The following is a 26,718-nucleotide window of genomic DNA, read 5'->3' as shown; positions in this document are numbered from 1 at the left end:
GGGCTCGAGTCAGGAAGGAAGGTAGGGCTCAGGCGATGGCCTGCCACGCCAGGCCATCGTCCTGGCAGGTCACCATCAGCCGCGATTCGTCGCCGTCGAGCAGCGGCACCAGGGCCTCCAGCGCCAGCTCGGGGCGGTTGTTGTGTTCCGAGAGGTGCGAGCAGGCGATGCGCTGCAGGCGATCCAGGCCGAGGCGGGGCAGCAGGCGGGCCGCCTGGGCGTTGGCCAGGTGGCCCCAGTCGCCCCCCACCCGACGCTTCAGCCGCGGCGGATAGGGCCCCTCGGCCAGCATGCGCACGTCATGGTTGCACTCCAGCACCAGGGCATCGCAGCCGGCGAAGGCACGCGCCACATGCTCGGTGGGATGCCCCAGGTCGGTCAGCAATCCCAGCCGCCGCTCGCCGCCCTGGATGCGGAACTGTACCGGCTCGCGGGCATCGTGGGGCACGGTCACCGGGTCGATGGAAAGCCCCTTCACCGCGAAGCGCGCCTGGGGAGTGATCCAGCGGCGTTCCGGCAGCTCGCCGAGGCGTCCCGAGGCCCAGGTGCCCGGGGTCAGCCACACCGGCAGCCGATAGCGGCGTGCCAGGGCACCGATGCCCCGGATATGGTCGCCGTGCTCGTGGGTCACCAGCAGGGCATCGAGCTGGCGCGGGTGCATGCCCAGCCGTCTCAGGCGCCGCTCCGCCTCGCGCAGGCTGAAGCCGCAGTCCACCAGCAGGTGGGTCTCGCCGTCGCTGACCAGGGTGGCATTGCCCTTGCTGCCGCTGCCCAGGGAGGCGAAGCGCAGCCGCCCAGGCGCCTCCTGCGTCACCGTCATCAGCGCAGCAGGCTCGCCACCCGCTCCAGCAGTTCACGGCGATCCTCGGCGCTGAAGCCTTCTTCGCTGGCACTCTCGGCGCGCAGCAGGGTCCGTTCGGGCCCTTCGCTCTCCAGTACCAGGCGGATCTCGCGCGGCGACGGCGATGACACCAGTCCCTTCCAGAAGCCTTCACGGCGCTCGGAAAGAGGCAGATAACGGATGCGATGGGAGTAGTCCGCCGGGGTGCTCTCCAGCAGCTCACGGCTTCCCTCGAGGGTAAAGTCCTGACGCAGCTGGTACTCCAGCTCGGCCCAGGTCCGCTCGATATCCAGCGGCACCTCGACCACCCACTCGTCGCCGCGCTCGACCAGGCGCAGGCGCTCCTCGCCGGCCAGCCCCTGGGCGCGCAACGAGGCGGCGCTGGAGGCCGAGGCGCTGCGCGCGGCGAAGTACTCCTCCAGGGCGTCCAGGCAGGGGCCCAGCGGGCGGCCGGCCTGATCGCAACGCACCTCGCTGTCGCCGCTGCGCAGCCCCTGGCGAACGCTGAGCCGCGCCTGGCGGGTCTCGATCACCCCGCGGGCGGAGTCGCTGGCCTCGACGCCGAGGCCACGGCTGCGGGCGAAGCCCTCCAGCTGGGGCCAGACGCTGTCCGGGGCGGCAGCCACCACCAGCCAGGCGTCATCGCCCACGGCGCGGCGCTCGACGAAGTCACGCTCGACGCGGCCGGCGCCCAGCGCCTGGGGCGCCGGCGCCTCGAAGCCATCGTCGCCGGGGCGGAAACTGCCGGCGGCCTCGGGCACCGGCATGGCATCGCGGAAACGTTCACGGTCGCGCCCCTCGGGAAGCACCAGGGGCGGTGCCTGGCGAGCATCGGCGTAGTCGATGTTGCGGTCGTGGTAGTAGCCGTCATCGCGGGCGCAGCCGGCCAGGGCGACGAGCGCCGCCAGGGGCAGCCATTTCAGCGCGGGGGTCATGAGTCCACCTTGCATCCAGTTCTCCAGGGGTCCGGCGCGGCGCCGATCAGTCGTCGATCAGCCCGGCCAGCTGCAGGGCCTCGCTGATGGTGGAGTGGTACTTCTCCGAGAGCCAGGTGAGCGGCAGGCGGATGCCGGGCTCGACCAGGCCCATGCGGTGGAGCGCCCACTTGACCGGGATCGGGTTGGCCTCGATGCCCAGGTTGGTATGCAGCGGCATCAGGCGGGTGTTGAGCTGGTGGGCGCGCTCGGCGTCGCCGGCCACCGCGGCGGCGCACAGGTCATGCATCACCCGGGGCGCCACGTTGGCGGTCACCGAGATGTCGCCGTGGCCGCCCATCAGCATGAAGTCGCAGGCGGTGCCGTCGTCACCGGAGTAGAGCATGAAGTCGCTGCCCTTGAGGCGCCCGATCAGGTCCTCGGCGCGCTCCAGGTTGCCGGTGGCGTCCTTGAGGCCGACGATGTTGTCCACCTCGGCCAGGCGCAGCACGGTCTCGTTGTAGAGGTCCGAACAGGTGCGGCCGGGCACGTTGTAGAGGATCACCGGCAGCTTGCTGCCCTCGGCGACGGCCTTGAAGTGGCGGTAGAGCCCCTCCTGGGTGGGCTTGTTGTAGTAGGGGCAGACCGACAGGCAGTAGTCAGCCCCCACCTCGCTGGCGTAGCGCGCCAGCTCCACCGCCTCGGAGGTGGCGTTGGCGCCGGTGCCGGCGATCACCGGGATGCGCCCGTCGACCTCCTCCACCACAGCACGGATCACGTCGAAGTGCTCGGCGAAGGACATGGTGGTGGGCTCGCCGGTGGTGCCGGCGGCGACGATGCCGTCGGTGCCGTTGTCGAGGTGGAAGTTCACCAGGCGGCGCAGCGCCTCCCAGTCGATATCGCCATTGACCTTCATCGGCGTCGCCAGGGCGACGATGCTTCCCGTAACCATCCTCATCTTTCCTCTCGGTTCGACTGCTGCCGGTACGGCTGCGGCGCCAGGCCCCGGCCATGCCGGGGCGCAAGGGGCAGGCTGCCCCGCAAGGGTCAAATGGTACTCAGGCGACCGGAGCCTGTACAGCGGCGGCGCGACTTTCCCCAGCCGCGCTTTGACAGCCGCTCGGCGGTTGCGTGTAATCGATGCCTCCCCTACCCGACCCAGGAGGCATCCATGAGCGTCAGCATCGGCCAGCCCGTCCCCGACTTCACCGCCCTCGCCACCGGCGAGGGCGAGATCACCCTCTCGGCGCTGCAGGGCCGGCAGGTGGTGGTCTACTTCTACCCCAAGGCCAGCACCCCCGGCTGCACCACCGAAGGCGGCGACTTCCGCGACCGCAAGGCGGACTTCGACGCCGCCAACACGGTGATCCTGGGGGTCTCCCGGGACGGCATCCGCGCCCAGGAGAACTTCAAGGCCAAGCAGGGCTTCAACTTCGACCTCATCTCCGACAAGGAGGAGGCGGTGTGCCGGCTGTTCGACGTCATCAAGCTCAAGAAGCTCTACGGCAAGGAGCACCTGGGGATCGAGCGCAGCACCTTCCTGATCGACGCCGAGGGCAGGCTTTCCCGGGAGTGGCGCGGGGTCAAGGTCAAGGGGCATGCCCAGGAGGTGCTGGAGGCGGCCCAGGCACTGCATGAGGGTCGCCTGAGCGCCGACTGAGGGCATCCGCCACCGCGCCGGCGCCCCTCACTCCCCCGCCGGCGCGACGTGGCCCTCGTCCTCGCGGTGGCGCTTGATCCCCCGGGGCCAGGCATAGACCAGCGCCTTGAGCAGGGTGGCCAGGGGAATGGCGAAGAAGATCCCCCAGAAGCCCCAGATCCCGCCGAAGAACAGCACCGCCACGATGATCGACACCGGGTGCAGGTTGACCGCCTCGGAGAACAGCACCGGCACGAGCACGTTGCCATCCAGCGCCTGGATTACGCCGTAGGCCACCAGCACGTAGAGGAACTGGTCGGTCATGCCGAAGTGGAAGCCGGCCACCGCCGCCACCGGCAGGGTGGCCACCGCCGCGCCGATGTAGGGCACCAGCACCGAGAACCCCACCAGCACCGCCAGCAGGGCGGTGTAGGGCAGGCCGAAGAAGGCGAAGGTGACGAAGGCCACGGTGCCGACGATCATGATCTCGATGAACTTGCCACGCACGTAGTTGGCGATCTGGCTGTCCATCTCGTGCCAGATGCGGGTCATCAGGGTGCGCTTCTGGGGCAGCAGCGAGACGGTGAAGCCCACCAGCGCCTCGCGATCCTTGAGCAGGAAGAACACCAGGATCGGCACCAGCACCAGGTAAACGATCAGCGCCAGCACGTTGCCGAGCGAGGCCAGCGACAGCGTCAGGGCGCGCTGCCCGAGCTGGGTGATCTCGCGTCCGGCCGCGGCGATCCAGTTCTGGATCTGGTCCGGGGTGACCAGCTGCGGATAGCGCTCCTGGAGGTCATCGAGCAGCCGCTGGCCGCTGGCAAACATGCGCGGCGTCTCCTGCACCAGCCCCACCAGCTGGTTCCAGATCAATGGCATCAGGATCAGCGCCATGGCCAGCAGCAGGCCCACGAAGGCCAGGAAGACCAGCGTCACCGCCAGCAGGTGCGGCACCCGATGGCGCTCCAGCCAGCTCACCGCCCCCTGCAGCAGGAAGGCCAGCACCAGGGCGGTCAGGAAGGGGGCCAGCATGCGCCCCATGAAGATCACCACCGCGAAGCCCACCACCAGCAGCACCAGCAGGATCACCGCCTCCTCGTCGGAGAGGTAGTGGTCGACCCAGCTCTTGAGCACCGCCCGCAGCGTCATGAGGCGCGCTCCTCGCCCTTGCGCAACCAGTAGTGGTAGACGCCGCCGCGCTCCTCCCTGGCCGGCATGGCATGGGGGCTGAGCTCGACATAGCTGGCGAAGTCCTGCCAGGAGCCGGCATCGGTGGCACGCACCTCGAGCAGCTGGCCCGCCTCGAGCCGGGCCAGCGCCTGCTTGGCCTTGAGCAGGGGCAGCGGGCAGGGCAGCCCGCAAACGTCGAGCACTTGGTCGGGTTGCAGCGACATGGAGACTCCCGGAAGAATGCAGGAAGGCGCCGCCGGCGTGCCGGCGACGGGGACCGTAAAGGTTCACAGGCACCAGAGATTTAAAGGCACTTTGCGGGGCGAATCAATGTCAGAGAGCGAGCGTACGCCCCGCCCGAAGGAGAGCACCCCCATGCCATCGCGCCCCCTCATCCGCCTCGCCGGCGTGCTGCTTGGCCTCGGCCTGGCGCTGCCCGCCGCCGGCCAGTGGACCACACCCGGCTGGGAGCAGGAGGCCGAGCTGCCCAGCCTGTCGAGCGCGGGAAGCCGCGCCGCCGCCGGCGAGGAGTACCGCCTCGGTCGTGCCTGGCTGCGCCAGTTCCGCGCCCGGGCACCGCAGTGGCAGGACCCCATCGCCCGGGCCTACGTCGAGGCGCTGGTGGCGCGCCTGGCGCCTCACAGCGGCCTGGGCGGCAGCGACCTGATCGCCACCCTGGTGGACAGCCACCGCCTCAACGCCTTCGCCGTGCCGGGCGGGGTCATCGGGGTCAACGCCGGGCTCTTCGCCTTCGCCGCCCGGGAGGCGGAGCTGGCCTCGGTGCTGGCCCACGAGCTCGGCCACCTGGCCCAGCGTCACTACGCCCGCGGCCAGGCCCGCGCCGAGCAGACCCAGGTACCGGCCATGGCGGCCATGCTCGCCGGCATGCTGATCGCCGCGGCGGGCGGCGGCGACGCCGGCATCGGCGTGGCCATGGGCTCCCAGGCCGCCTTCATCCAGGACCAGCTGGCCTACTCGCGACGCTACGAGCAGGAGGCAGACCGCCTCGGCCTGCAGGTGATGGCTGGGGCCGGCTACGACCCCGAGGCCATGGCGTCGATGTTCCGCGCCATGCAGCGCCTGACTAGCCTGCAGGGCGGCACCCCCCCGGAGTTCCTGCTCACCCACCCGCTGACGGAGTCGCGGATCAGCGATACCGCCTCACGCGCCGCCCAGCTCGAGGCCACTCCCCGCCGCGAGGACCTGCAGTACCACCTGGTGCGTGCCCGGGCGCTGCTGAGCATCCATGCTCGCGACCCGCAGCAGGCGCTGACCCGCCAGGCCCAGGACGCCCCACCGGCCGCCGCCCGGCGCTACCTGGAGGCGCTGGTCGCCGCCGAGCGCGGCGAGACCGCCACCGCCCTGCGCCGGCTCGATGCCCTGGCCGGGGAGCTGCCCGACCTGAGCCTGCTGCCAGCCTCGGCCGCCGAGGTCGCCCTCGACGCCGGGCGCATCGACGACGCCATCCAGCGCAGTCGCCGCCTGCTGCGGCTGGTGCCGGGCCATGTACCCACGCAGCTGGTGCTCGGCGAGGCGCTGCTGCAGCGCGACCCGGACGAGGCATGGCGGGTCCTGAGGGAGCTGGCCGAGCGTCGCCCGGAGGATCCCGGGGTCTTCACCCTGCTGGCCGAGGCCGCGGGGCGCAGCGGCCGCGAGGCCTGGGGCCACCTGGCCCGTGCCGAGCACCAGCAGCTGACCGGGCGCATCACCGAGGCGATCCGCCAGCTGGGGGTGGCCCGCCGCGTGGCCGAGCGCGACGGCGACGCCGCCGCCACCGCCCGCATCGACCAGCGCTACCAGGCCTTCCTCGGCTACCGGGAGACGCTGGAGGAGTTTCAGTAAGCGCAGGAACACGCCAGCGCCCGGACATGGCTTGCAACAAAAGACACCCCGGAGGCCTTGGCCTTCGGGGCGTCTCGTCGACGCGCGCTGGTGGCTCGACGCTCACTTCTGGAAGTTGAGCATCCGCTCCAGGGGCTTGAGCGCGGCCTGGCGCAAGGCGGCGTCGACCTGGATCTCGCCGTGGCCGTGGCGCAGGGCGTCGGCCAGGTTGTCCAGGGCGTTCATCGCCATCCACGGGCAGTGGGCGCAGCTCTTGCAGGTGGCGCCGTTGCCGGCGGTGGGCGCCTCGAAGAGGGTCTTCTCGGGCACCGCCTGCTGCATCTTGAAGAAGATGCCGCGATCGGTGGCCACGATCAGCTTGTCGTTGGGCAGCGCCTTGGCCGCCTGGATCAGCTGGGAGGTGGAGCCCGCCACGTCGGCCAGTGCCACCACCGAGGCCGGCGACTCGGGGTGCACCAGCACCGCCGCCTCGGGATAGAGCGCCTTGAGCTCCTCGACCCCCTGGGCCTTGAACTCCTCGTGGACGATGCAGGCGCCGTCCCACAGCAGCATGTCGGCGCCGGTCTGCTTCTGGATGTAGCCACCGAGGTGCTTGTCCGGAGCCCACAGGATCTTCTCGCCACGGGCCTGGAGGTGCTCGATCACGTCCACGGCGATGGAGGAGGTCACCACCCAGTCGGCGCGCGCCTTCACCGCCGCCGAGGTGTTGGCGTAGACCACCACGGTGCGCTCGGGATGCTGGTCGCAGAAGGCGCTGAACTCGTCGGCGGGACAGCCCAGGTCCAGCGAGCAGGTCGCCTCCAGGGTAGGCATCAGCACACGCTTCTCCGGGGAGAGGATCTTGGCGGTCTCGCCCATGAAGCGCACGCCGGCCACCACCAGGGTGTCGGCCGGGTGACGGGCGCCGAAGCGGGCCATCTCCAGGGAGTCCGCCACGCAGCCGCCGGTCTCCTCGGCGAGCTGCTGGATGGCATCGTCGGTGTAGTAGTGGGCCACCAGGACGGCGTTGTAGGCCTCGAGGAGGCGCTTGATCTCCTCGACCCGGGCCTCGTCCTCGGCGGGGATTCGGGTGGGGCAGTAGGTGCGGGTCAGGTGCTCACGCACCTGGGCACGGGAAGTCGTGATCGTCATCGTGTCTACCACTGTGACCGGCAGGGGCTCCCCCTGCGCATTACGGGAACATCCCGGCCGCGCGCTCCGCGCGGTGGATGCGCCGATGAGCCTGGCCGCGTCTCTCGCCTGCAGGCTCCTGAGGCCTATTCTAGACCACGACGCTGGGGAATTGACCCCTCCCGGTCAAGGAATCGTCATCCCGACATGGCAGCCCGGTCGGCCGGGCACATGTGCCCCAGCCGAAAACGCCCCGACCTCAGGGAGGCCGGGGCGTCGGAATTGGTGGGTCGTGTAGGATTCGAACCTACGACCAATTGGTTAAAAGCCAACTGCTCTACCAACTGAGCTAACGACCCGAGCTTGCGAACAAGCCTCGGTCCGGATGGTGGGTCGTGTAGGATTCGAACCTACGACCAATTGGTTAAAAGCCAACTGCTCTACCAACTGAGCTAACGACCCGTCCGAACGGGGGCAGATAATACTGATCGCCCCTCCGGCTGGCAAGGGATTTTTTGCCTTTTGTCGCCGACGCGGCTCAGCGGCGCCCCTTGGGCTTGCGCATCGCCTGTACCGGCTTGCGCTTGTGCTTGTCGCGGCTCCAGCGGTTCTTCTCGTCCGGGGTCAGGTCCGGCACCTTGCGCGGCGGCAGGCCGGCCAGCTCGGCCAGGTCGTCGATCTCCTCCTGGGAGAGCTCCACCCACTCGCCGGCCTTGGCCCGCTTGTCGAGGAAGATGTTGCCGTAGCGCACCCGCTTGAGGCGGCTGACGGTGAGCCCCTGGGACTCCCACAGGCGACGCACCTCGCGATTGCGCCCCTCCATGATGACCACGTGGAACCAGGTGTTGATGCCCTCGCCGCCGAACTCCTGGACGTCGGTGAAGCGCGCCGGGCCGTCGTCGAGCATCACCCCCTCGACCATGGCCACCACCTGCTCCTTGGTCACCTCCCCCATCACCCGCACGGCGTATTCGCGCTCCACCTGGGTGGAGGGATGCATCAGCCGGTTGGCGAGCTCGCCATCGGTGGTGAACAGCAGCAGGCCGCTGGTGTTGATGTCGAGGCGGCCGATGGCGATCCAGCGCTCACCCTTGAGCCGCGGCAGCCGGTCGAACACGGTGCGCCGCCCCTCCGGGTCCTTGCGGGTGCACAGCTCCCCCTCGGGCTTGTTGTACATGATCACCCGCCGCGGCACCTCCTCGGCGCCGCGCAGGGTCACCGGGCGGTTGTCGAAGAGCACCTTGTCGCGGGTCTCGATGCGGTCGCCCAGGGTCGCCACCTGGCCGTTGACCCTGACCCGGCCATCGGCGATGGCGGCCTCCATCTCGCGGCGCGAGCCGAGCCCGGCGCGGGCCAGGACCTTCTGCAGTTTTTCGCTGGTGTTGCTCATGAGTCATCGTTCTCACTGGGTGTGGATTCCGTCCCCGAGGCAGCGTCATCGTCGACGCGGCCCCGGGCACGTTCGGACAGGCGGGCTTCGAGGTCGGCGAAGCTCAGCCCGGTCCGCTCGGACGCCGTCCCGGCGTTCTCGTCGTCGGCCATCTCGGCCGTCGTCTCGGAGGAGGCGGCGCCTGCCGCCTCCTCCTGGTCATCTGCCGGCGCCTCGGCCGGCGCGTCCGCCTGGGCGAGGATCTCGGCCTGGGCCGGCGGCGGCCCCTCCGGCTCCTCCTCCGGCGCCTCGAAGGCCTTGAGCTCGTGCATCGGCGGCAGCTCGTCGAGGGTCTTGAGGCCGAAGTCGTCGAGGAAGCCGCGGGTGGTGGCATAGACCGCCGGGCGCCCCGGTACGTCGCGATGGCCCACCACGCGGATCCAGCCGCGCTCCAGCAGGGTGCGCATGATCGAGCCACTCACGGTGACGCCGCGCACCTCCTCGATGTCGCCCCGGGTCACCGGCTGACGGTAGGCGATCAGCGCCAGGGTCTCCAGCAGCGCCCGGGAGTAGCGCTGGGGGCGCTCGTCCCACAGCCGCGACACCCAGGGCGAGAGTCGTGGGCGGATGCGCAGCTGGTAGCCGGAGGCGGTCTCGATCAGCTCCATGGCGCCGCGCTCGTGGCGCACGCCGAGGCGCTGCAGCGCCTCGCGCAGGGCGCGGCGCGGAGGGCGCTCGTGGTCGTCGAAGAGCGCCTCGAGGCGCTCCAGGGCCAGCGGCTCACCGGCGGCCAGCAGCGCAGCCTCGAGGATCTCGTCCAGGGCCTCGGGAAATTCCATGGCGGTCATGTCGTCCCCTCCCCGTCCTCCTCGAAGGCGCTCTCGCCCTCCGCAGCCAGGTCGTCCAGCTCGCCGCCCTCTCCCCTGCCTCCCTCGCCCTCTTCCAGGCTCGCCCGGGAACGCACGTGGATCGGCGACAGCGGGGCATTCTGGACAATCTCGATCAGCGTCTCCTTGGCGAGTTCGAGGATCGCCATGAAGGTCACCACCACCCCGGCACGCCCCTCCTCCAGGGTGAAGAGCGCCTCAAAGGGGGTGAAGTGCCCGCCCTCGAGGCGCGCCATGATCGCCAGCATGCGCTCCCGGGTCGAGAGCCCCTCGCGGCTGATCTGGTGGGTCTGGTTGAGCTCGGCGCGGCGCAGGATGCCGGCCAGGGCCCCCAGCAGCTCGTCGAGCCCCACCTCGGGATGGATCACCCGGCTCTCCAGCGGCGGCAGCGCCGCCTGGGCGGGGAACCAATCACGCCCCAGGCGCGGCAGCTCGGCCAGCGCCTCGGCGGCGTGCTTGAGCCGCTCGTACTCCTGCAGGCGGCGGATCAGCTCGGCGCGAGGGTCCTCCTCCTCGTCGTCTCCGCCCTCCTTGGGCGGGCGCGGCAGCAGGGTGCGCGACTTGATCTCGGCGAGCATCGCCGCCATCAGCAGGTACTCGCCGGCCAGCTCGATCTCCATCGCCTTCATCAGCTCCACGTACTCGATGTACTGGTGGGTGATGGCGGCGACGTCGATGGCCAGGATATCGAGGTTCTGGCGCCGGATCAGGTAGAGCAGCAGGTCCAGCGGCCCCTCGAAGGCCTCGAGGAAGACCTTGAGCGCCTCCGGCGGGATGTAGAGGTCCTCCGGCAGCTCGGTGATCGGCTCGTCGAACAGCCGTCCGAGCACCGCGGCATGGCCGGCCGCGGCGGCGGTCTGCTCGGGACTGGCGGTATCGGGGGTGGCGCTCACGCGGCGTGCCTCTCCAGGGACGCAGGATCAACGGGGCAGTCTAGCAAGAGCGCGGCGCAGGAGACAGCACCTGTCCCCTGCTCCCAGGACTATCTCAGGTAACCATGCGGCGATAGCGAAAGGCGCCGGGGACAGGTCGAAGAAGGGATCCTATGCCAGGGGTGAGGAGCCCTGCTCCGAACGGGCTGGCCATGGGTGGCCAGCAACGGACCTGCAAGCGGAGCGGGACGCGATAGCGCAGCAGGGCGTCGGTAGCGTAGATAGGGAAGTATGCACAGCGCCCATCGACGGTCCGGCGCCCCGGGGCCTGTCGCCGGGAAGACCTTGAGCGATGCTGCCATCTGCGATAGCCGTGTCCCTACTCCGCCTTGGCGGCCTTGCGGTAGCGCCCGACGTAGTCGAAGAGCTTCTCGCGCACCTGCCAGTGGCGGCCCACCCTCCTGCCCACCACGAAGTCGGGGTGGCGCAGGCGGCGGCGCTCGGCCACCACCTCCTCCGGGGTGACGGGCCGGAAGGGTACCCCCGGGGCCCGCAGGTGCTGGCGAAGGAAGGCCGCGGCGAAGGCGCCTCGCTGGGCCGGGGTCTCCAGGGCGAACCACTCGGACAGCGTCACGCCCTCCTCGTCATGATAGGTGACCTTGAGCCGCGCCAGGCCGCGGCCATTGACGGTGGCCTCGAGCTGCATGCCGGCGACCCGCAGTACCCGGGCGTCGCGCAGGCGCAGCGCCTCCTTCAGCTTGTCGTCGGCGTCCACCAGCAGGGTCTGGCAGCCGTGGCAGCGCCGGGCGGCGATATCGTTCTCGGCGCCGCACTCCCCGCACACCTTGAAGCGAAAGCGAAACGAACATTGCTCCATCGCCGTCGTCGTCGACGTTGATTTTCCGCTTTTCGCACGGGATCGGGCGCGACTAGAAAGAACCAGCCCCTGGCAGCGCCTCCCGAAGTGCTCGATCACGAGTTCACCATCGCGCTTGCCCCAGAAGAGGTTGGCGTGGCCGCAGGCGGGGCACGGCACCTGCACCGGCTCGCTGTCGGAGGCGGGCCGCGGCGATCCCACCTCCGGCGCATAGAGGTCCCAGGGGTTGCCGGCGTAGTCGAGGACCAGGCAGTCACGCTTGCCCGGCGCGAGGCGAAGGCCGCGGCCGACGATCTGCTGGTAGAGGCTCACCGACTCGGTGGGGCGCAGGATGGCGATCAGGTCCACGTGGGGGGCATCGAAGCCGGTGGTCAGCACCGCCACGTTGACCAGGTACCTGAGCTCGCGGGCCTTGAAGGCGGCGATGAGCCGTTCGCGCTCGACGGAGGAGGTCTTGCCGGTGACCAGCGCCGCCTCCCCCGCCGGCAGGTAGCCGAGGATCTCCTCGGCGTGGGCGACGCTGGCCGCGAAGAGCATCACCCCCTGGCGGTCACGGGCGCGCTCCACCACCTCGGCGATGATGCCGGGGGTGGCGCGGTGGCCCGCCACCACCCGGTTGAGCGCCTCTTCCCGGAACAGGCCGCTGGTCCCCGGCGTGAGTGCCGAGAAGTCGTAGCGCTCCACGGCGGCATCGATGCGCCGCGGCTCGGCCAAGTAGCCCTGCTTGACCATCAGGCGCAGGGGCTGCTCGAAGACGCAGTCGCGGAAGAAGCAGTCCGCCTCGCCGCGCACCATGCCGCGATGGTGACGGTGGTAGATGAAGCCCTGCCCCAGCCGGTAGGGGGTGGCGGTCAGCCCCAGCACCTTGAGGCGCGGGTTGGCGGCGCGCAGCCGCGCGATCACCCGGCGATAGCCGGCGTCCTGGTCCGGCGAGACCCGGTGGCACTCGTCGATCACCAGCAGGGTGAAGTCGCCGGCCGCGAAGCGCTCGAGTCCGCGCACCACCGACTGCACCGAGCCGAACACCACCTGGCGACCGCTCTCCTTGCGCTTAAGGCCGGCGCTGAAGATATCCGCCGCGAGGCCATAGGCCTGGTACTTGGCGTGGTTCTGTTCCACCAGCTCGCGCACATGGGCCAGCACCAGCACCCGCCCCCGGGCCAGGCGCGCCAGCTCGGCGATCACCAGCGACTTGCCGCTGCCGGTGGGCAGCACCACCACCGCCGGCGCGTCCGAGCCGCGGAAGTGCGCCACCACCCGGTGCACCGCCTCCCGCTGGTAGGGGCGCAGCGCGGGCGCCGCAGACGCCGAAGGCGGCCCGGAGGCCGCCTTCTGGTCGGGGTGGCGAAGCCCCAAGGGCTCAGTCCACCCAGACGCGGGCGTTGCGGAACAGCCGCAGCCAGGCGCCGTCCCGGGTCCACTCGGCCGGGCGCCAGGAGTTGGTCACCGCGCGCACCACCCGTTCCGGGTGGGGCATCATGATGGTGACCCGGCCATCCGGGGTGGTCAGGCCGGTGATGCCCGAGGGCGAGCCGTTGGGGTTGGCCGGGTAGCGGGTGGTCACCTGGCCGTGGTTGTCCACGTAGCGCAGGGCCACCTGGCCGCCGCCCTGCATCCGGCGCAGGTGGGCGCTGTCGCGGAACTCGGCGCGGCCCTCGCCATGGGCCACGGCGATGGGCAGACGCGAGCCCTCCATGCCGGCCAGCAGGATCGAGGGGCTCTGCTCCACCTGGACCATGGCCACCCGGGCCTCGAACTGCTCCGACTCGTTGCGCACGAAGTGCGGCCACGCCTCGGCGCCGGGGATCAGCTCCTTGAGCTGGGCCAGCATCTGGCAGCCATTGCACACGCCGAGCGAGAAGCTGTCGTCGCGGGCGAAGAAGCCCGCGAACTGCTCCCGGGCGCGGGCGTTGAAGAGCACCGACTTGGCCCAGCCGCCGCCGGCGCCCAGCACGTCGCCATAGGAAAAGCCGCCGCAGGCCACCAGCCCCTTGAACGGCTCGAGATCGATGCGCCCCTCGAGGATGTCGCTCATGTGCACGTCCACCGCCTCGAAGCCGGCGCGGTCGAAGGCCCAGGCCATCTCCACCTGGCCGTTGACCCCCTGCTCGCGCAGCACCGCCACCGCCGGGCGGGCCAGGTTCAGGTAGGGGGCGGCGATATCCTCGTCGACATCGAAGCTCGGCTGGGCGGAGAGGCCCGGGTCGCGGTCGTCGAGCAGGCCGTCGAACTCGCTCTTGGCGCACTCGGGGTTGTCGCGCAGCGCCTGGAGGCGATAGCTGGTCTCGGCCCAGTTGCGCTGGGCCAGCAGCCGGGTGGTCTCCAGCAGCGGCTCCTCGAAGAGGGTGACGCGCACCTGGTCGTCGTAGCGCGGTCGGGCGATGACGCCACAGGTCTCGATGCCGGCGGCGGCGAACTGGGCCAGCACCTCCTCGGTGTGCTGGCGTTTAACCTGGATCACCGCGCCCAGCTCCTCGGCGAACAGCGCGTTGAAGGCCTCCACCGGCTCGTCCACCAGCCAGTCGAGCTTGATCTCGAGGCCGGCGTGGGCGGCGAAGGCCATCTCCAGCAGGGTCACCAGCAGGCCGCCGTCGCTGCGGTCGTGGTAGGCGAGCAGCTTGCCCTCGGCGTTGAGGCCCTGGATCACCGCGAAGAAGGCCTTGAGGTCCTCGGGGTCGTCGAGGTCCGGACAGGCGTCGCCAACCTGGCCGTAGACCTGGGCCAGCGCCGAGCCGCCCAGGCGATTCTGCCCCTCACCCAGGTCGACCAGGATCAGGTCGGACTCGTCCTGCTCCAGGTTGATCTGGGGCGTCAGGGTCTGCATGGCATCGGTGACCGGCGCGAAGCCGGTGACGGTGAGGGAGAGCGGCGCGGTGACGCTCTTCTCCTCGACCTCGCCCTTGTCGTTCTCCGCCTGCCAGGCGGTGCGCATGGACATGGAGTCCTTGCCCACCGGGATGGCAATGCCCAGCGCCGGACAGAGCTCCATGCCCACGGCATGCACGGCGTCATACAGCGCCTGGTTCTCGCCGGGGTGGTCCGCCGCGCTCATCCAGTTGGCGGAGAGCTTGATGTCGCCGAGCGCGGCGATGGGGGCGGCGGCCAGGTTGGTGATCGCCTCGGCCACCGCCAGGCGCGCGCTGGCGGCGGGGTCGATCAGCGCCACCGGCGGGCGCTCGCCCATGGCCATGGCCTCGCCGGCGTGGGTGTCGAAGCTGGCCGTGGTCACGGCGACATCGGCCACCGGCACCTGCCAGGGGCCCACCATCTGGTCGCGGGCCACCTGACCGGTGATGGAGCGGTCGCCGATGGTGATCAGGAAGCTCTTGGAGGCCACGGCGGGCAGGCGCAGCACCCGCTCCATGGCCTCGCGCAGGTCGAGGTTGTCGAGCATCACGCCGGGCATCTCGGTGGCCTGGCGCGAGAACTCCCGGGTCATCTTCGGCGGCTTGCCGAACAGCACGCTCATCGGCAGGTCGACGGGCTGGCTCTCGAAGTGGCCGTCGCGCACCGCCAGGTGGTGCGCCTCGGTGGCCTCCCCCACCACCGCATAGGGGCAGCGCTCGCGGGCACAGAGGGCGTCGAAGGTGGCGAGGTCCTCCGCGGCCACGGCCAGCACGTAACGCTCCTGGGCCTCGTTGCACCAGATCTCCAGCGGGCTCATTCCCGGCTCGGCGTTGGGCACCGCGCGCAGGTCGAAGAGGCCGCCGCGCTCGCCGTCCTTGACCAGCTCGGGCAGGGCGTTGGAGAGCCCGCCGGCCCCCACGTCGTGGATGAAGCGGATGGGGTTGGCCTCACCCAGCGCCCAGCAGCGGTCGATCACCTCCTGGGCGCGGCGCTCGATCTCGGGGTTGCCGCGCTGCACCGAGGCGAAGTCCAGGTCGGCGCTGGAGGCGCCGGAGGCCATGGAGGAGGCCGCGCCGCCGCCCAGGCCGATCAGCATGGCGGGGCCGCCCATCACGATCAGCTTGCCACCCACCGGGATCTCGCCCTTCTGGACGTGACCGTCGCGGATGTTGCCGTAGCCGCCGGCGAGCATGATCGGCTTGTGGAAGCCGCGGCGCTCGATGCCATTGGGCCCCAGCACGTCCTGTTCATAGGTGCGGAAGACGCCGGCCAGGTTGGGGCGGCCGAACTCGTTGTTGAAGGCCGCCCCCCCGATGGGGCCCTCCAGCATGATCTCGAGGGCCGAGACGATGCGCTCGGGCTTGCCGTAGTCGAAGGCCTCCCAGGGCTGCACGAACTCGGGGATGCGCAGGTTGGAGACGGTGAAGCCGGTGAGCCCCGCCTTGGGCTTGCCGCCGATGCCGGTGGCGCCCTCGTCGCGGATCTCGCCGCCGGCACCGGTGGCCGCTCCCGGGTGCGGCGCGATGGCCGTGGGGTGGTTGTGAGTCTCCACCTTCATCAGGATCTGGATCGGCTCCTCGACGGCGGCGTAGCGGGCACGCTCCTCCGCCCGGCCGGTCAGCGGCGCGGCGAAGAAGCGCGGCGCCGTGGTGCCCTCGATCACCGCGGCGTTGTCGCTGTAGGCGGAGAGGATCTTGCCGGGGGAAGCCTGGTGGGTGTTCTTGATCATCTTGAACAGCGAGAGGGGCTGCGCCTCGCCGTCGATCACCCAGTCGGCGTTGAAGATCTTGTGACGGCAGTGCTCGGAGTTCGCCTGGGCGAACATCATCAGCTCGACGTCGGTGGGGTTGCGGCCCAGGTCGCGGAAGGCCGCCACCAGGTAGTCGATCTCGTCCTCGGCCAGCGCAAGCCCCAGCTCGACGTTGGCGGTGACCAGCGCCTCGCGACCGCCCGCGAGGATATCGACGCTGCCCAGCGGCGCAGGCTGGTGGCGCTCGAAGAGCTTGGCGGCGTCGCTTGGGTCGGTGAGCACCGTCTCGGTCATGCGGTCGTGCAGGGTGGCCACGATGCGGGCGAAGGCCTTCTCGGAGAGCATGCCCTTGAGCTTCACCCGGTAGGCGATGCCGCGCTCGATGCGGCGGATCTTCGCCAGGCCGCAGCTGTGGGCGATATCGGTGGCCTTGGAGGACCAGGGCGACTGGGTGCCGATGCGCGGCACCACCAGGAACAGCTGCCCCTCCCCGCTCGCCTCGCTCAGGCCCTGGTGGGCGCCGTAGTCGAGCAGCCGCGCCAGCACCGCGCCTTCGTCGTCGGAGAGCTCGCCGTCATGGTCGACGAAGTGCACGTACTCCGCCGAGAGCGAGGCGACATCGCCCACGGCGTCGTGCAGGGCGGCCAGCAGCTTGGCATGACGGAAGGCGGAGAGGGCGGGGGCGCCGCGCAGTTCGAGCATATCCTGGAGCCTCTGGAATTCATCGGGAACGGGGCCGCGGCCAGCGGCGAGGAGCGCACATGATACTGGAAAGGCCGTGGGGGAAGAAATCGAGGGCGGCGCCGGACGGGTGACAGCCACGACGGAGCTTTGTATCGTGGAGGGCCTCATCCCGGCCCGTCATCGCATGCCCTCGACCCCGAACGCCCTGTCCGGGCGCCTGGCCATCCGCCTGCTGGCGCTCATCGCCCTGTGCCTGCTTCCCGAGCCGCCGCGGCCCGGGCCGGACGGCCTGCTCGAGACGATCCGCGAGCGTGAGCTGCTCAGCGTGCATACCCGCAACACCCCCACCACCTTCTACGAGGGACGCGAGGGCCCCACCGGCTTCGAGTACGAGCTGATGCGCCGCTTCGCCGGACGACTGGGCGTCAGCCTCACCCTTCGCGCCGACCACCATATCGAGAGCGCCCTGGCGGCGGTGCGCGAGCAGGGGGACATGGCCGCCGCCGCCCTGCCCCTGGAGCCCGGTCGACCCGGGGTGATATTCAGCCGGCCGATCATCGCGCTGGAACCGGTGGTGGTCTACCGCCGCGGCCTGCCCCCGGTGGAGGCCCCCGCGTCGCTGGTCGGCCTGGCCATCGGCACCATCGCCGGCGCCGGCACCGGCCGGGTGCTGGCGGAGCTGAAGCGGGAGCTCCCCGACCTCGAGTGGGTGGACTCCACCGAGGTGGAGGTCGCCGAGCTGCTGGGCATGGTGGAGGATGGCGAGCTCGACGCGGCGGTGCTCTACGACCACCAGTTTCGCCTCAATCGCCTGTTCTTCCCGGGCGTGGAGCGCGGCTTTCCCCTCGGCGATTCGCTCTCCATGACCTGGGCCTTCCCTGCCGAGGGGGGGCTGGCACTCGCCGAGGCAGCCAATCGCTTCCTCGCCGGGCTGCGCGAGAGCGGCGAGCTCGACGCCCTGGTGGCACGCTACTTCGGCCACGACGACTACCTGGAGTACGTCGGCACCCGCACCTTCCTCGACCACGTGGAGGCGCGCCTGCCCGACTACGCCGCGCTGTTCCGCGAGGCCGCCCGGGCGACCGACTTCGACTGGAAGCTGCTCGCCGCGGTGAGCTATCAGGAGTCGCACTGGGATCCCCTGGCCACCTCCCCCACCGGGGTGCGCGGGCTGATGATGCTGACCAACGCCACCGCCGGCGACCTCGGGGTCGACGACCGCCTCGACCCGGCCCAGAGCATCCACGGCGGCGCCCGCTACCTGCGCCAGCTCTACGAGCGGCTGCCCGACTCGATCCAGGGCGACGATCGCCTCTACATGGCCATGGCCGCCTACAACGTGGGACTCGGCCACCTCTACGACGCCCGGCGCATCACCGAGACCCGCGGCGGCGACCCCGACCGCTGGCGCGACGTGCGCGAGTCGTTGCCCCTGCTCCAGGAGCGCGAGTGGCACAGCCAGACCCGATACGGCTACGCCCGCGGCGGCGAGCCGGTGCTCTACGTGCGCAACATCCGCCGCTACCACGAGATACTGAGCTACGTGGAGCGCAGCCGGCGCCAGTTCCCGCTGCTCGACGCCCGGGCCCGCGACCCCGAGCCGGGTGGCTGAGCGCCCCGCTCAGCCCCGCCGCTCGGCGAAGAACGCCTTGAGCAGGCGCGACGCCTGGGCGGCCAGCAGCCCGCCCTCGACCACCACCCGATGGGGAAACCAGGGCTGGGCGAAGAGGTTGGCCTTCGACTCCACCATGCCGCTGCGCGGCTCGGCGGCGCCATAGACCACCCGCGCCAGGCGCGCGTGGAGGATCGCCCCGGTGCACATCACGCAGGGCTCCAGGGTCACATAGAGGGTGCAGCCCTCCAGGCGGTAGTTGCCGAGCCGCGCCCCTGCGTCGCGCAGCGCCTGCACCTCGGCGTGGGCGCTGGGGTCATGGCACCCCACCGGCGCGTTGAAGCCGGCGCCGACGATCTCGCCGGCGGCGTCCACCACCACCGCGCCCACCGGCACCTCGCCGGCGGCAAGCCCGAGCCGGGCCTGATCCAGGGCCCGATGCATGTAGAATTCGTCGCTGCGCACCGCCTCGACTCCCTGTAGACTGGCTGGAAACAAACACCCGTATGAATGTCGCTGGAGAGCCCCATGACCGACGCCCTTGACGACCTGGTGACCCTGCTGGCCCTGGAGCCACTCGAGGAGACGCTGTTCCGTGGCACCAGCCAGGATCTCGGCCTGCCCCAGCTGTTCGGCGGCCAGGTGCTGGGCCAGGCGCTCTCCGCGGCCAGCCAGACCGTGCCCGCCGAGCGCCGCCCGCACTCGCTGCACGGCTACTTCCTGCGCCCGGGCGACCCGCGCCGCCCGGTAGTCTATCAGGTCGACGCGGTGCGCGACGGCGGCAGCTTCACCACCCGGCGGGTCACCGCCATCCAGAAGGGGCGGCCAATCTTCTTCAGCAGCGCCTCCTTCCACGGCGAGGAGGCGAGCCTCGACCACCAGACTCGCATGCCGGATGTCGCCTCGCCGGAGCGCCTGATCGCCGACGGCGCCCGCCTGGCCCGCTTCGACGACCACCCGGTCGAGTTCCTGCTCGACGGCGAGGGCTGGGCGCCGGGCGAGCCGGCCCACAAGAGGGTCTGGTTCCGCCTGGTGGGCGAGCTCCCCGATGACCCCGCGCCCCACCGCAACCTGCTCGCCTACGCCTCCGACTTCAACCTGCTGACCACCGCCCTGGTGCCCCACGGCATCGACTTCCGCGACCCGCGCCTGCAGATCGCCAGCCTCGACCACGCCCTGTGGCTGCACCAGGACGTGCGCGTCGACGACTGGCTGCTCTACGACATGGAGAGCCCCTGGGCCGGCGGCGCCCGCGGCTTCGCCCGAGGCAGCCTCTACGATCGCCAGGGCCGCCTGGTGGCTTCCAGCGCCCAGGAGGGCCTGACCCGTCTGCGCGAGGGCGAGGACTAGCCGCGACGCCCCGCCGGCGCTACCATGCCCGCCAGGCCGCAATAGCTCAGTTGGTAGAGCAACGCACTCGTAATGCGTAGGTCGGAGGTTCGACTCCTCTTTGCGGCACCAGAAAGCACCGAAAAAACGGCTACTTGGCGCATCGGCGCGGTAGCCGTTTTGCGTTGCCCGGCTTCCAGGTAGCAAATAAGTTCTCGCCGTCAGGACTTGCCGGCAGTGAAGCCGCCGTCGACCATCAGGGTGGTGCCGGTGATGAAGCTCGCCTCGTCGCTGGCCAGGAACAGGAAGGCGTTGGCGATCTCCTCCGGGCGTCCCAGTCGCACCATGGGGTGCAGGGAGATCAGCCCCTGCAGCAGCTCGTCGTCCAGCGCCGCGAGCAGCGGGGTGTCGATGTATCCCGGCCCGATGGCGTTGACCCGCACCCCCTTCGGGGCCGCCTCGATGCCCAGGGTGCGGGTCATGTTGACCACCCCGCCCTTGGCGGCGGTATAGGCGGCGGTCTGGGACTGGCCCATCATGCCGAGGATGGAGGCGCAGTTGACGATGCTGCCGCTGCCCTGGCGATACATCACCCGCAGCGCCGCCCGGGCCACCCGGAAGACCCCGTTGAGGTTGATGTCGATGATGCGCAGGAAGTCGTCGTCGCTCACCTCGTCGGAGGGGGCGATGCCGCCGATGCCGGCGTTGTTGAACACCGCATCCACGCCACCGAGCTCGTCGACGGTCTCCGCGAAGAGGCGGTCCACCTGGGCGGTGTCGGTGACGTCACACGCCTTGAACAGGCAGCGCCCGGCGTAGCGGCCGTCGAGCGCCGCCGCCCGGTCCGCCCCCTCGCCGCCCTCGAGGTCGGCGATCACCACGCTGGCCCCCTCCTCCAGGCAGCGCTCCACGCTGGCCAGGCCGATGCCGCTGGCGCCGCCGGTGACGATGACGTTCTTGCCCTTCATTCGCATGCGATCTTCCTCTGGTCTGGGGGCACGGCGCCCTGCCGTGCCCTGGCGCCCCCAGTGTAGCCAACCCCGCGCCCCCGGCGGGCGACTTTCCCTTGAGGGCGAGCGCCGTGTCAGCCCGTCTTGACCCGCATCAACTCTCCCCAGCGGGTGGTGTAGCGTGGCGTGCGCCGTTCGCAGCGCAGCGCCCAGGCGCTGTCGCGCCCGGGCAGGCCGAAGCGCACCGTGTCGCGGCCCATCTCGCGGTTGAGGCGGTCCAGGGTCGCCATCAGCCGCTGGCTGCGCGCGCGACGGGCGTCGTCCTCCGGGGTCTCGAGCAGCGAGGCCTGGCGCCGCTCGACATCCACCAGGTCGAGCAGCATCACCCCGCACTTCTGGTAGCGGTAGCCCTCCAGGTAGATCGCCGCCAGGGCGCGGCGCGCCGCCGCCAGCAGCTCGCGGCTGTCGGCGCTGGGGGCCGGCAGCGCCACCACCGCGGCGTTGCGGTACTGGGGCTCGCCGGCCAGGAAGGGGTTGGTGCGCACGAAGACCTGCACGGCGTGAGCCAGGCTGCCCTGGCGGCGCAGCTTCTCGCCAGCGCGGGTGCAGTGCTGGCGGACCGCCGCGGCCAGCTCCGGGTAGTCGCCGGTGAGCCGCCCGAAGGAGCGCGACACCAGCAGGCGCTGGCGCGGCTCGCCCATGTCGTCGAGGATGATGGCCGGCCGCCCGCGCAGCTCCCAGACGATGCGCTCCATCACCACCGAGAAGCGGCTGCGCACCCAGCGCGGGTCGGCCTGGCGCAGCTGCCAGGCGTTCTCGATGCCCATCAGCGCCAGCCGCTCGGCGCTGCGCCGGGCCACGCCCCACAGGTCGTCCACCGGACAGGCCGCCAGTGCCCGGCGCGTGCCCTCCCCCTCGGCGTCGAGGCGGCACACCCCCTCGAAGGCGGGTTCGCGCTTGGCCAGGCGATTGGCCAGCTTGGCCAGGGTACGGGTGGGCGCCAGCCCCACCCCCACCGGGATGCCGGTCCAGCGGCGCACGGTGTCGCGCAGTGCACGGCAACGCGGCTCGAGTTCGTCATCGGGGAAGCCGGCGAACCCTACGAAGCTCTCGTCGATGGAGTAGAGCTCCACATCGGGGGAGAACTCGGCCAGCACCTGGTTGACCCGCCGCGACATGTCGCCGTAGAGGGCGTAGTTGCTGGAGAGCAGCACCGCCTGGCGGCGTACCGCCGGCGGCAGCAGGTGCAGCGGTGCGCCCATCGCCACCCCCAGCGCCTTGAGCTCGTGGGAACGCGCCACCACGCAGCCATCGTTGTTGGAGAGCACCCCCACCGCGCGCCCCTCCAGGCGCGGGTCGAAGACCCGCTCGCAGCTGACGTAGAAGCTGTTGCCGTCGACCAGGGCGATCACCGCTCGCCTCCCGACAGGGCATGGAGCACATGGGTGACCACGCCCCACACGTGGCACTCGCGCCCCGCCAGGGGGATCGGCGCGAAGCGCGGGTTGCTGGCCAGCAGCCACACCTCGCCACCGCGCCGCGCCAGGCGCTTGACGGTGGGCTCCCCCTCTAGGGCGATCACCACCACCCGGCCGGGCAGCGGCTCCAGGCTGCGATCCACCACCAGCAGGTCGCCGTCGTGGATGCCGTCGCCGAGCATGGAGTCGCCCTCGGCACGCACGAAGTAGGTGGCCGCCGGGTGCTTCACCACATGCTCGTGGAGGTTGATCTCCGCCTCGAGGTGGTCGTCGGCGGGGCTGGGGAAGCCCGCCCGCACCCGACAGCCCATCAGCGGCAGGCCGGGGTGCACGACGGAGGGGGCGGCGCGGCCGATCGGAAGAGCACGGGTCGCAACAGGCAAGGACATGGGCACCCCCACAAATACTGTATTTATAGACAGTATCAGGCAGATAGGTGCCGCTGACAACTCATTCCCAGGGTTTACCCGGCAACAGTCTCAGCTCGGCAAGCGGCAGTGGGCGGCTGAACAGGTAGCCCTGGAAGGCATGGCAGCCGTGGGCGATCAGCCAATCGCGCTGGGCCTCGGTCTCGACCCCCTCGGCGATCACCTCGAGCTCCAGGCTGCGTGCCAGGGCGATGATGCTGGCGACGATGGCCGCCGAGGTCTCGTCGTCGAGCAGGTCGCGCACGAAGCTCTGGTCGATCTTGAGCTGGTCCAGCGGCAGGCGCTTGAGGTAGGCCAGCGACGAGTAGCCGGTGCCGAAGTCATCCAGGGCGAAGCTCACGCCGTGCTCGCGCAGCCGGAGCATCTTGGCCCGCGCCTCGTCGCGCGCCTCCAGGAAGAGGCTCTCGGTGACCTCCAGCTTGAGGCGCTCGGCCGGCGCCCGGGTGGCCTCGAGGATCGCCACCACCCGCTCGACGAAGTCGGCCTCACAGAACTGTCGCGGACTGACGTTGACCGCCAGGGTCAGGTGGCGCCGCGCGGGGTCGGCGACCCAGCGCGCCAGCTGGCGGCAGGCGCTCTCCAGCACCCAGGTGCCGATGGCCACGATCAGGCGGTTCTCCTCGGCCAGGGGGATGAACTCCCCGGGCGAGACGCGGCCCCGCTCGGGATGCTCCCAGCGCACCAGCGCCTCGACCCCCACCACCTCGCCGTGGCGCGCCACCTGGGGCTGGTAGTGGAGCAGCAGCTCCTCGCGCGGCAGCGCCAGGCGCAGGTCCGCCTCCAGGCGCGCCCGGGCCTGCAGGCGCACCTGCATCTCGGGGTCGAAGAAGCTCAGGGTGTTGCGCCCCGCGCCCTTGGCCTGGAACAGCGCCATGTCGGCCTGCTGCAGCACCTCGTCGACCCCGGTCTCGTGGTCGCGGAACAGGGTCACGCCGAGGCTGCCGGTGACCAGCAGCCGCTCGCCGCCGAGCAGCACCGGCGCCTGCAGCGCCGCCAGCAGCTTGTGGGCCACGCGCTCGGCGATCACCGCCACCCCCTCGGGGCGCTCGCCCAGGTCGTGGAGCAGCAGGGCGAACTCGTCGCCACCCAGGCGGGCCAGGGTGTCGGTGTCGCGGACCACCGCCCCCAGCCGTCGCGCCACCGAGCGCAGCAGCTGGTCGCCACGGTGGTGGCCCAGGGTGTCGTTGACCTGCTTGAAGTTGTCCAGGTCGAGGAAGATCAGCGCGCCGTAGCGGCCGTTGCGGTAGCTATCGCGCAGCACCCCCTCCAGGCGATCGAGCAGCAGGCGGCGGTTGGGCAGGCCGGTGAGGGGGTCGAAGAAGGCCAGCTGGTGGATCTCCTCCTCGGCGGCCTTGCGCTCGGTGAGGTCGCTGAAGGTGGCGACGTAGTGGGTCAGCTCGCCCTGGGCGTTGCGCACCGCGCTGATGGTCAGCCACTCGGGGAACACCTCGCCGTCGCGACGGCGGTTCCAGATCTCGCCCTGCCAGCTGCCGTCGCGGGTCACGGCCTGCCACATCGCCGCATAGAAGGCCTCGTCATGCAGCCCGGAGCTGAGCAGGCGCGGGTTGCGGCCCAGCACCTCGGCCTCGGGGTAGCCGGTGATACGGGTGAAGGTGTCGTTGACCCGCAGGATGCGCCCCTCGGCGTCGGTGATCAGCATGCCCAGATGGGTCTCGAAGGCGGTGGCGGCGATGCGTAGCTGGGCCTCGGTGGCCCGCTCCTCGGTGACGTCGCGCACCACCGCCAGGGCGCCGCCGGCATCCGGGCCGTGGTCGTCCAGGGCGCTGAGCACCGACCGGAAGTGGCGCCTCTCGCCGGCGAGCTCCAGCCGGTAGTCGTACTCCACCGGGCCGCCGCCCTGGCGAAGCTCGGCGAAGGCCGCATCGAGCTGGGCGGCGAGCTCCGCCGGCAGCGCCTCGCGGTAGTGGCGTCCCTGCAGGGTGGCGGGGGCGGCCAGCAGCTCGCCGGGGTCGGGGGCGTGCACGAAGACGAAGCGTCCCGCCGCATCGAACACGAAGATGATGTCCTGGATCGAGCCCACCAGCGCCTGCAGCCGGGCCTCCCGGGACTGAGTCTCCTGGCGCGCCTGCTCGCGCTCGGCCACCCGCTGGCGCACCTCCGCCTCCAGGCGCAGGCGATTGAGGTAGTGACGCAGCACCAGGCCGCCGAGGCCGATCACCGCCAGGGCGATGGCCAGGCGCAGCCACAGCCGGTGCATCCAGCCCGTCAGCACCACCGACACCTCCTCGCCGATCACCGCCACGAAGGGCAGCTCACCGACACGCCGCAAGGTGTAGTAGTGCTCTTCGCCATCCAGGGGCGAGACGGTACGAAAGCTGTCCCGCGGCAGCCCGCTGTCGATGAAGGAGCGGGTCAAGGGCTCCGAGATCGGCTCGCCCTGCACCTCCAGCGGATCGCCCGCCTCGAAGGCGGGGCGCCGCGCGATCAGCTGCATGGCGGTGTCGACCAGGGCGGTGCTCTGGCCCGAGGCCATGCTCAGCCGCTCCAGGTCGTAGGCGAAGGAGGCCAGGTTGAGCTCGGCGTGGACCAGCCCGCCGTCGGCCAGGCGCTGGGCATGCACCACCCGGTAGCCACGGGCGAGGTGCGACCAGAACAGCGGTGTGACCCGCCGCTCCCCCGGCGGCGCCGCCAGCAGCTCGCGGTGGTAGGGCAACCCGCCCAGGGCATAGCCCGGCGGATAGGCATCGCCGGAGGAGGCCAGCACCCGCCCCTGGCTATCCAGCACACTGAGCCGGTCGAGGAAGGGCAGCTCGTCGCCCAGCGCGGCCAGCCAGCTCCCCAGCTCGTTCGGGACCTCGTCCTCGATCCGCGCCGCCACGCTGGCCAGCAGCACCTCGCTGGCGGAGAAGGTGCTGACCACCCACTCCGCCACCAGGTCGGCGCGGGCGGCGGTGCGCTCCTCGGCGGCGTGGATGTCGCGACGGTACTGCTCGAGCATCAGGGCACCGATCACCCCCAGCAGCACTACCACGCCCAGCAGGTAGACGAGGATGGCACGCCGCCGCTCACGGCGCAGGTCGGAGGCGGCGGGTGGCGCGAGGTCGGCGGAGTGCGTCATGCTGATGGCGGTCCCTGCAGGGTGAGAGCATCCTGCCGACAGTGTAACCATTCGCCACGGAGTGTGCCGTTTAGGTACCGTCGTCGCCTGCCGATTCGGAGCGCCGCCCCATGGAAGAGGTCACCCGCGACTTCCTCGATGCCAACCAGCCGCTGCTGCGCCTGGCCGTGGCCCTGCTGCTGGGGTCGCTGATCGGCATCGAGCGTGGCTGGGTCGCCCGCGAGCAGAAGTTCGGCGAACGCATCGCCGGCATCCGCACCCACGCCCTGGTGGGGCTGCTGGGCGGGCTTGCCGCCCTGCTCTCCACCGCGCTGACCCCCTGGGCCTTCCCGCTGGTGTTCCTGGCGGTGGCGGGCATCGCCCTGGTGGCCTGGCGGGCACGCCTGCGCGAGGCCGAGGACTACAGCATCACCGGCCTGGTGGGGCTGCTGCTCACCTTCTGCTTCGGCGCCGTGGCGCTGGCGGTGGACCCGGCCCTGGCCACCGCCTGTGCCGTGGTCACCGCGGTGATCCTAGACAACAAGCGCGAGATCCACGGCCTGCTCTACCAGCTGCAGGCCCATGAGCTCGACGCCGGCCTCAAGCTGCTGGTGATCAGCGCGGTGATGCTGCCGCTGCTGCCCGACCGCGGCCTGGGCCCCGGCGGCGCGCTCAACCCCTACGAGATCTGGTGGATGGTGGTGCTGATCGCCGCGGTCTCCTTCGTCGGCTACTTCGCCATCCGCCTGGGCGGCGCCGAGAAGGGCATCCTCTTCACCGGGCTGTTCGCCGGGCTCTCCTCCTCCACCGCCCTGACCCTGCACTTCGCGCGCCAGTCGCGGCTCGCCCCGGGGCTCTCGCCGATGCTGGCCGCCGGCATCCTGATCGCCTGCGGCACCATGTTCCCGCGCATCCTGCTCTATGCCGCGGTGATCAGCCCCGCCCTGCTCCCCGCGCTGCTGCTGCCGACCGCCCTGATGGGCCTGACCCTCTACCTGCCGGCGCTATGGCTGTGGCGCCACCACCGCGGCGACGGGGCGATCCGCCAGCCAGTGGCGGGG

21 protein-coding genes and 3 tRNA genes are annotated in these 26,718 nt (G+C 70.9%); 6 read left to right on the top strand and 18 right to left on the bottom strand.

Annotated features, from left to right (window positions below; genetic code table 11):
- Nucleotides 1-28: 28 nt before the first annotated feature.
- Genes Q673_RS30505 through dapA form a run of 3 tightly spaced genes read right to left on the bottom strand, consistent with a single transcriptional unit; the run spans nucleotide 29 to nucleotide 2,707 of the window.
- Nucleotides 29-820: an MBL fold metallo-hydrolase gene (locus Q673_RS30505; RefSeq protein ID WP_023006533.1), complete on the bottom strand. Its 792-nt coding sequence runs from the start codon at nucleotides 818-820 to the stop codon at nucleotides 29-31.
- Nucleotides 820-1,791: a hypothetical protein gene (locus Q673_RS30500; protein WP_031218379.1), complete on the bottom strand. Its 972-nt coding sequence runs from the start codon at nucleotides 1,789-1,791 to the stop codon at nucleotides 820-822. The genes Q673_RS30505 and Q673_RS30500 overlap by 1 nt, the downstream gene beginning before the upstream one ends.
- A 31-nt stretch (nucleotides 1,792-1,822) precedes the next feature.
- Nucleotides 1,823-2,707, bottom strand: coding sequence for a 4-hydroxy-tetrahydrodipicolinate synthase (gene dapA / locus Q673_RS30495; protein ID WP_031218378.1), 885 nt, complete (start codon nucleotides 2,705-2,707; stop codon nucleotides 1,823-1,825).
- Between the two features lie 219 nt (nucleotides 2,708-2,926).
- Here dapA and Q673_RS30490 point away from each other — a divergent pair, with 219 nt between their 5' ends.
- Nucleotides 2,927-3,415 (top strand): peroxiredoxin, encoded by a 489-nt coding sequence (locus Q673_RS30490; RefSeq protein WP_023006530.1) that lies wholly within the window; start codon nucleotides 2,927-2,929, stop codon nucleotides 3,413-3,415.
- Nucleotides 3,416-3,442: 27 nt separating this feature from the next.
- Here the strand turns inward: Q673_RS30490 and Q673_RS30485 are convergent, their stop codons facing one another.
- Together Q673_RS30485 and Q673_RS30480 are read right to left on the bottom strand one after the other, a co-directional pair.
- On the bottom strand, nucleotides 3,443-4,543 hold the full coding sequence (locus Q673_RS30485) for an AI-2E family transporter (protein ID WP_023006529.1): 1,101 nt from the start codon (nucleotides 4,541-4,543) through the stop codon (nucleotides 3,443-3,445).
- Nucleotides 4,540-4,788 carry a sulfurtransferase TusA family protein gene (locus Q673_RS30480; protein ID WP_023006528.1) on the bottom strand — a complete coding sequence of 83 codons (249 nt, stop codon included), beginning with the start codon at nucleotides 4,786-4,788 and terminating at the stop codon, nucleotides 4,540-4,542. The genes Q673_RS30485 and Q673_RS30480 overlap by 4 nt, the downstream gene beginning before the upstream one ends.
- 151 nt (nucleotides 4,789-4,939) lie before the next feature.
- Here Q673_RS30480 and Q673_RS30475 point away from each other — a divergent pair, with 151 nt between their 5' ends.
- Nucleotides 4,940-6,406, top strand: a complete 1,467-nt coding sequence (locus Q673_RS30475; protein WP_023006527.1) for a M48 family metalloprotease — start codon at nucleotides 4,940-4,942, stop codon at nucleotides 6,404-6,406.
- Between the two features lie 102 nt (nucleotides 6,407-6,508).
- Here the strand turns inward: Q673_RS30475 and nadA are convergent, their stop codons facing one another.
- The 8 genes from nadA to purL form a co-directional block, all read right to left on the bottom strand.
- Complete coding sequence (gene nadA / locus Q673_RS30470; RefSeq protein ID WP_023006526.1) at nucleotides 6,509-7,537, bottom strand: quinolinate synthase NadA; 1,029 nt, start codon at nucleotides 7,535-7,537, stop codon at nucleotides 6,509-6,511.
- Between the two features lie 262 nt (nucleotides 7,538-7,799).
- A tRNA-Lys gene (locus tag Q673_RS30465) sits at nucleotides 7,800-7,875 on the bottom strand.
- Between the two features lie 27 nt (nucleotides 7,876-7,902).
- Nucleotides 7,903-7,978: transfer RNA gene (locus tag Q673_RS30460), tRNA-Lys, on the bottom strand.
- A 76-nt stretch (nucleotides 7,979-8,054) separates the two neighbouring features.
- Nucleotides 8,055-8,906, bottom strand: a complete 852-nt coding sequence (gene rluB, locus Q673_RS30455) for a 23S rRNA pseudouridine(2605) synthase RluB (protein WP_023006525.1) — start codon at nucleotides 8,904-8,906, stop codon at nucleotides 8,055-8,057.
- A complete protein-coding gene (scpB, locus tag Q673_RS30450) occupies nucleotides 8,903-9,733 on the bottom strand; it encodes an SMC-Scp complex subunit ScpB (protein ID WP_023006524.1) in 831 nt (276 codons plus the stop codon). The genes rluB and scpB overlap by 4 nt, the downstream gene beginning before the upstream one ends.
- Entirely contained in the window at nucleotides 9,730-10,665 is a 936-nt protein-coding gene (locus tag Q673_RS30445; protein WP_023006523.1) for a segregation and condensation protein A, read from the bottom strand. Before Q673_RS30445 ends, scpB begins: the two co-directional genes overlap by 4 nt.
- A 358-nt stretch (nucleotides 10,666-11,023) precedes the next feature.
- The gene (locus tag Q673_RS30440; RefSeq protein ID WP_052004260.1) at nucleotides 11,024-12,778 is read right to left on the bottom strand and encodes a DEAD/DEAH box helicase; all 1,755 of its coding nucleotides are present in this window, start codon (nucleotides 12,776-12,778) and stop codon (nucleotides 11,024-11,026) included.
- A 103-nt stretch (nucleotides 12,779-12,881) separates the two neighbouring features.
- A complete protein-coding gene (purL, locus tag Q673_RS30435; protein WP_023006521.1) occupies nucleotides 12,882-16,820 on the bottom strand; it encodes a phosphoribosylformylglycinamidine synthase in 3,939 nt (1,312 codons plus the stop codon).
- A 166-nt stretch (nucleotides 16,821-16,986) separates the two neighbouring features.
- Between purL and mltF the strand changes: the two genes are divergently transcribed.
- Entirely contained in the window at nucleotides 16,987-18,414 is a 1,428-nt protein-coding gene (mltF, locus tag Q673_RS30430; protein ID WP_031218374.1) for a membrane-bound lytic murein transglycosylase MltF, read from the top strand.
- 9 nt (nucleotides 18,415-18,423) lie between these two features.
- Here the strand turns inward: mltF and tadA are convergent, their stop codons facing one another.
- Entirely contained in the window at nucleotides 18,424-18,879 is a 456-nt protein-coding gene (gene tadA / locus Q673_RS30425; RefSeq protein WP_023006519.1) for a tRNA adenosine(34) deaminase TadA, read from the bottom strand.
- Between the two features lie 63 nt (nucleotides 18,880-18,942).
- Between tadA and Q673_RS30420 the strand changes: the two genes are divergently transcribed.
- Nucleotides 18,943-19,764, top strand: a complete 822-nt coding sequence (locus Q673_RS30420; protein WP_023006518.1) for an acyl-CoA thioesterase — start codon at nucleotides 18,943-18,945, stop codon at nucleotides 19,762-19,764.
- Between the two features lie 35 nt (nucleotides 19,765-19,799).
- Nucleotides 19,800-19,875, top strand: a tRNA-Thr gene (locus tag Q673_RS30415).
- Between the two features lie 89 nt (nucleotides 19,876-19,964).
- On the opposite strand, the gene Q673_RS30410 is transcribed toward Q673_RS30415, so the two are convergent.
- The 4 genes from Q673_RS30410 to Q673_RS30395 form a co-directional block, all read right to left on the bottom strand.
- A complete protein-coding gene (locus Q673_RS30410; protein WP_031218373.1) occupies nucleotides 19,965-20,717 on the bottom strand; it encodes an SDR family NAD(P)-dependent oxidoreductase in 753 nt (250 codons plus the stop codon).
- Nucleotides 20,718-20,827: 110 nt separating this feature from the next.
- Nucleotides 20,828-22,105, bottom strand: coding sequence for a Y-family DNA polymerase (locus tag Q673_RS30405; protein WP_023006516.1), 1,278 nt, complete (start codon nucleotides 22,103-22,105; stop codon nucleotides 20,828-20,830).
- Nucleotides 22,102-22,560, bottom strand: coding sequence for a LexA family protein (locus Q673_RS30400; protein WP_031218372.1), 459 nt, complete (start codon nucleotides 22,558-22,560; stop codon nucleotides 22,102-22,104). Before Q673_RS30400 ends, Q673_RS30405 begins: the two co-directional genes overlap by 4 nt.
- Nucleotides 22,561-22,621: 61 nt before the next feature.
- Nucleotides 22,622-25,678, bottom strand: a complete 3,057-nt coding sequence (locus tag Q673_RS30395) for an EAL domain-containing protein (protein ID WP_023006514.1) — start codon at nucleotides 25,676-25,678, stop codon at nucleotides 22,622-22,624.
- 110 nt (nucleotides 25,679-25,788) lie between these two features.
- On the opposite strand from Q673_RS30395, the gene Q673_RS30390 reads away from it, so the two are divergent.
- Nucleotides 25,789-26,718, top strand: a 930-nt coding sequence (locus tag Q673_RS30390; protein ID WP_023006513.1) for an MgtC/SapB family protein, incomplete at its 3' end; no start/stop codon positions are given.

The organism is Halomonas sp. PBN3, from assembly GCF_000475415.1.
In the GTDB taxonomy this organism is placed as follows: domain Bacteria; phylum Pseudomonadota; class Gammaproteobacteria; order Pseudomonadales; family Halomonadaceae; genus Halomonas; species Halomonas shengliensis.
This window is presented reverse-complemented; position numbering and strand designations above follow the sequence as displayed.

Coding starts and splice junctions, on each gene's coding strand:
- Q673_RS30505 (WP_023006533.1), bottom strand. CDS start 820: ATGACGGTGACGCAGGAGGCGCCTGGGCGGCTGCGCTTCGCCTCCCTG.
- Q673_RS30500 (WP_031218379.1), bottom strand. CDS start 1,791: ATGCAAGGTGGACTCATGACCCCCGCGCTGAAATGGCTGCCCCTGGCG.
- dapA (WP_031218378.1), bottom strand. CDS start 2,707: ATGGTTACGGGAAGCATCGTCGCCCTGGCGACGCCGATGAAGGTCAAT.
- Q673_RS30490 (WP_023006530.1), top strand. CDS start 2,927: ATGAGCGTCAGCATCGGCCAGCCCGTCCCCGACTTCACCGCCCTCGCC.
- Q673_RS30485 (WP_023006529.1), bottom strand. CDS start 4,543: ATGACGCTGCGGGCGGTGCTCAAGAGCTGGGTCGACCACTACCTCTCC.
- Q673_RS30480 (WP_023006528.1), bottom strand. CDS start 4,788: ATGTCGCTGCAACCCGACCAAGTGCTCGACGTTTGCGGGCTGCCCTGC.
- Q673_RS30475 (WP_023006527.1), top strand. CDS start 4,940: ATGCCATCGCGCCCCCTCATCCGCCTCGCCGGCGTGCTGCTTGGCCTC.
- nadA (WP_023006526.1), bottom strand. CDS start 7,537: ATGACGATCACGACTTCCCGTGCCCAGGTGCGTGAGCACCTGACCCGC.
- rluB (WP_023006525.1), bottom strand. CDS start 8,906: ATGAGCAACACCAGCGAAAAACTGCAGAAGGTCCTGGCCCGCGCCGGG.
- scpB (WP_023006524.1), bottom strand. CDS start 9,733: ATGACCGCCATGGAATTTCCCGAGGCCCTGGACGAGATCCTCGAGGCT.
- purL (WP_023006521.1), bottom strand. CDS start 16,820: ATGCTCGAACTGCGCGGCGCCCCCGCCCTCTCCGCCTTCCGTCATGCC.
- mltF (WP_031218374.1), top strand. CDS start 16,987: ATGCCCTCGACCCCGAACGCCCTGTCCGGGCGCCTGGCCATCCGCCTG.
- Q673_RS30420 (WP_023006518.1), top strand. CDS start 18,943: ATGACCGACGCCCTTGACGACCTGGTGACCCTGCTGGCCCTGGAGCCA.
- Q673_RS30410 (WP_031218373.1), bottom strand. CDS start 20,717: ATGCGAATGAAGGGCAAGAACGTCATCGTCACCGGCGGCGCCAGCGGC.
- Q673_RS30400 (WP_031218372.1), bottom strand. CDS start 22,560: ATGTCCTTGCCTGTTGCGACCCGTGCTCTTCCGATCGGCCGCGCCGCC.
- Q673_RS30395 (WP_023006514.1), bottom strand. CDS start 25,678: ATGACGCACTCCGCCGACCTCGCGCCACCCGCCGCCTCCGACCTGCGC.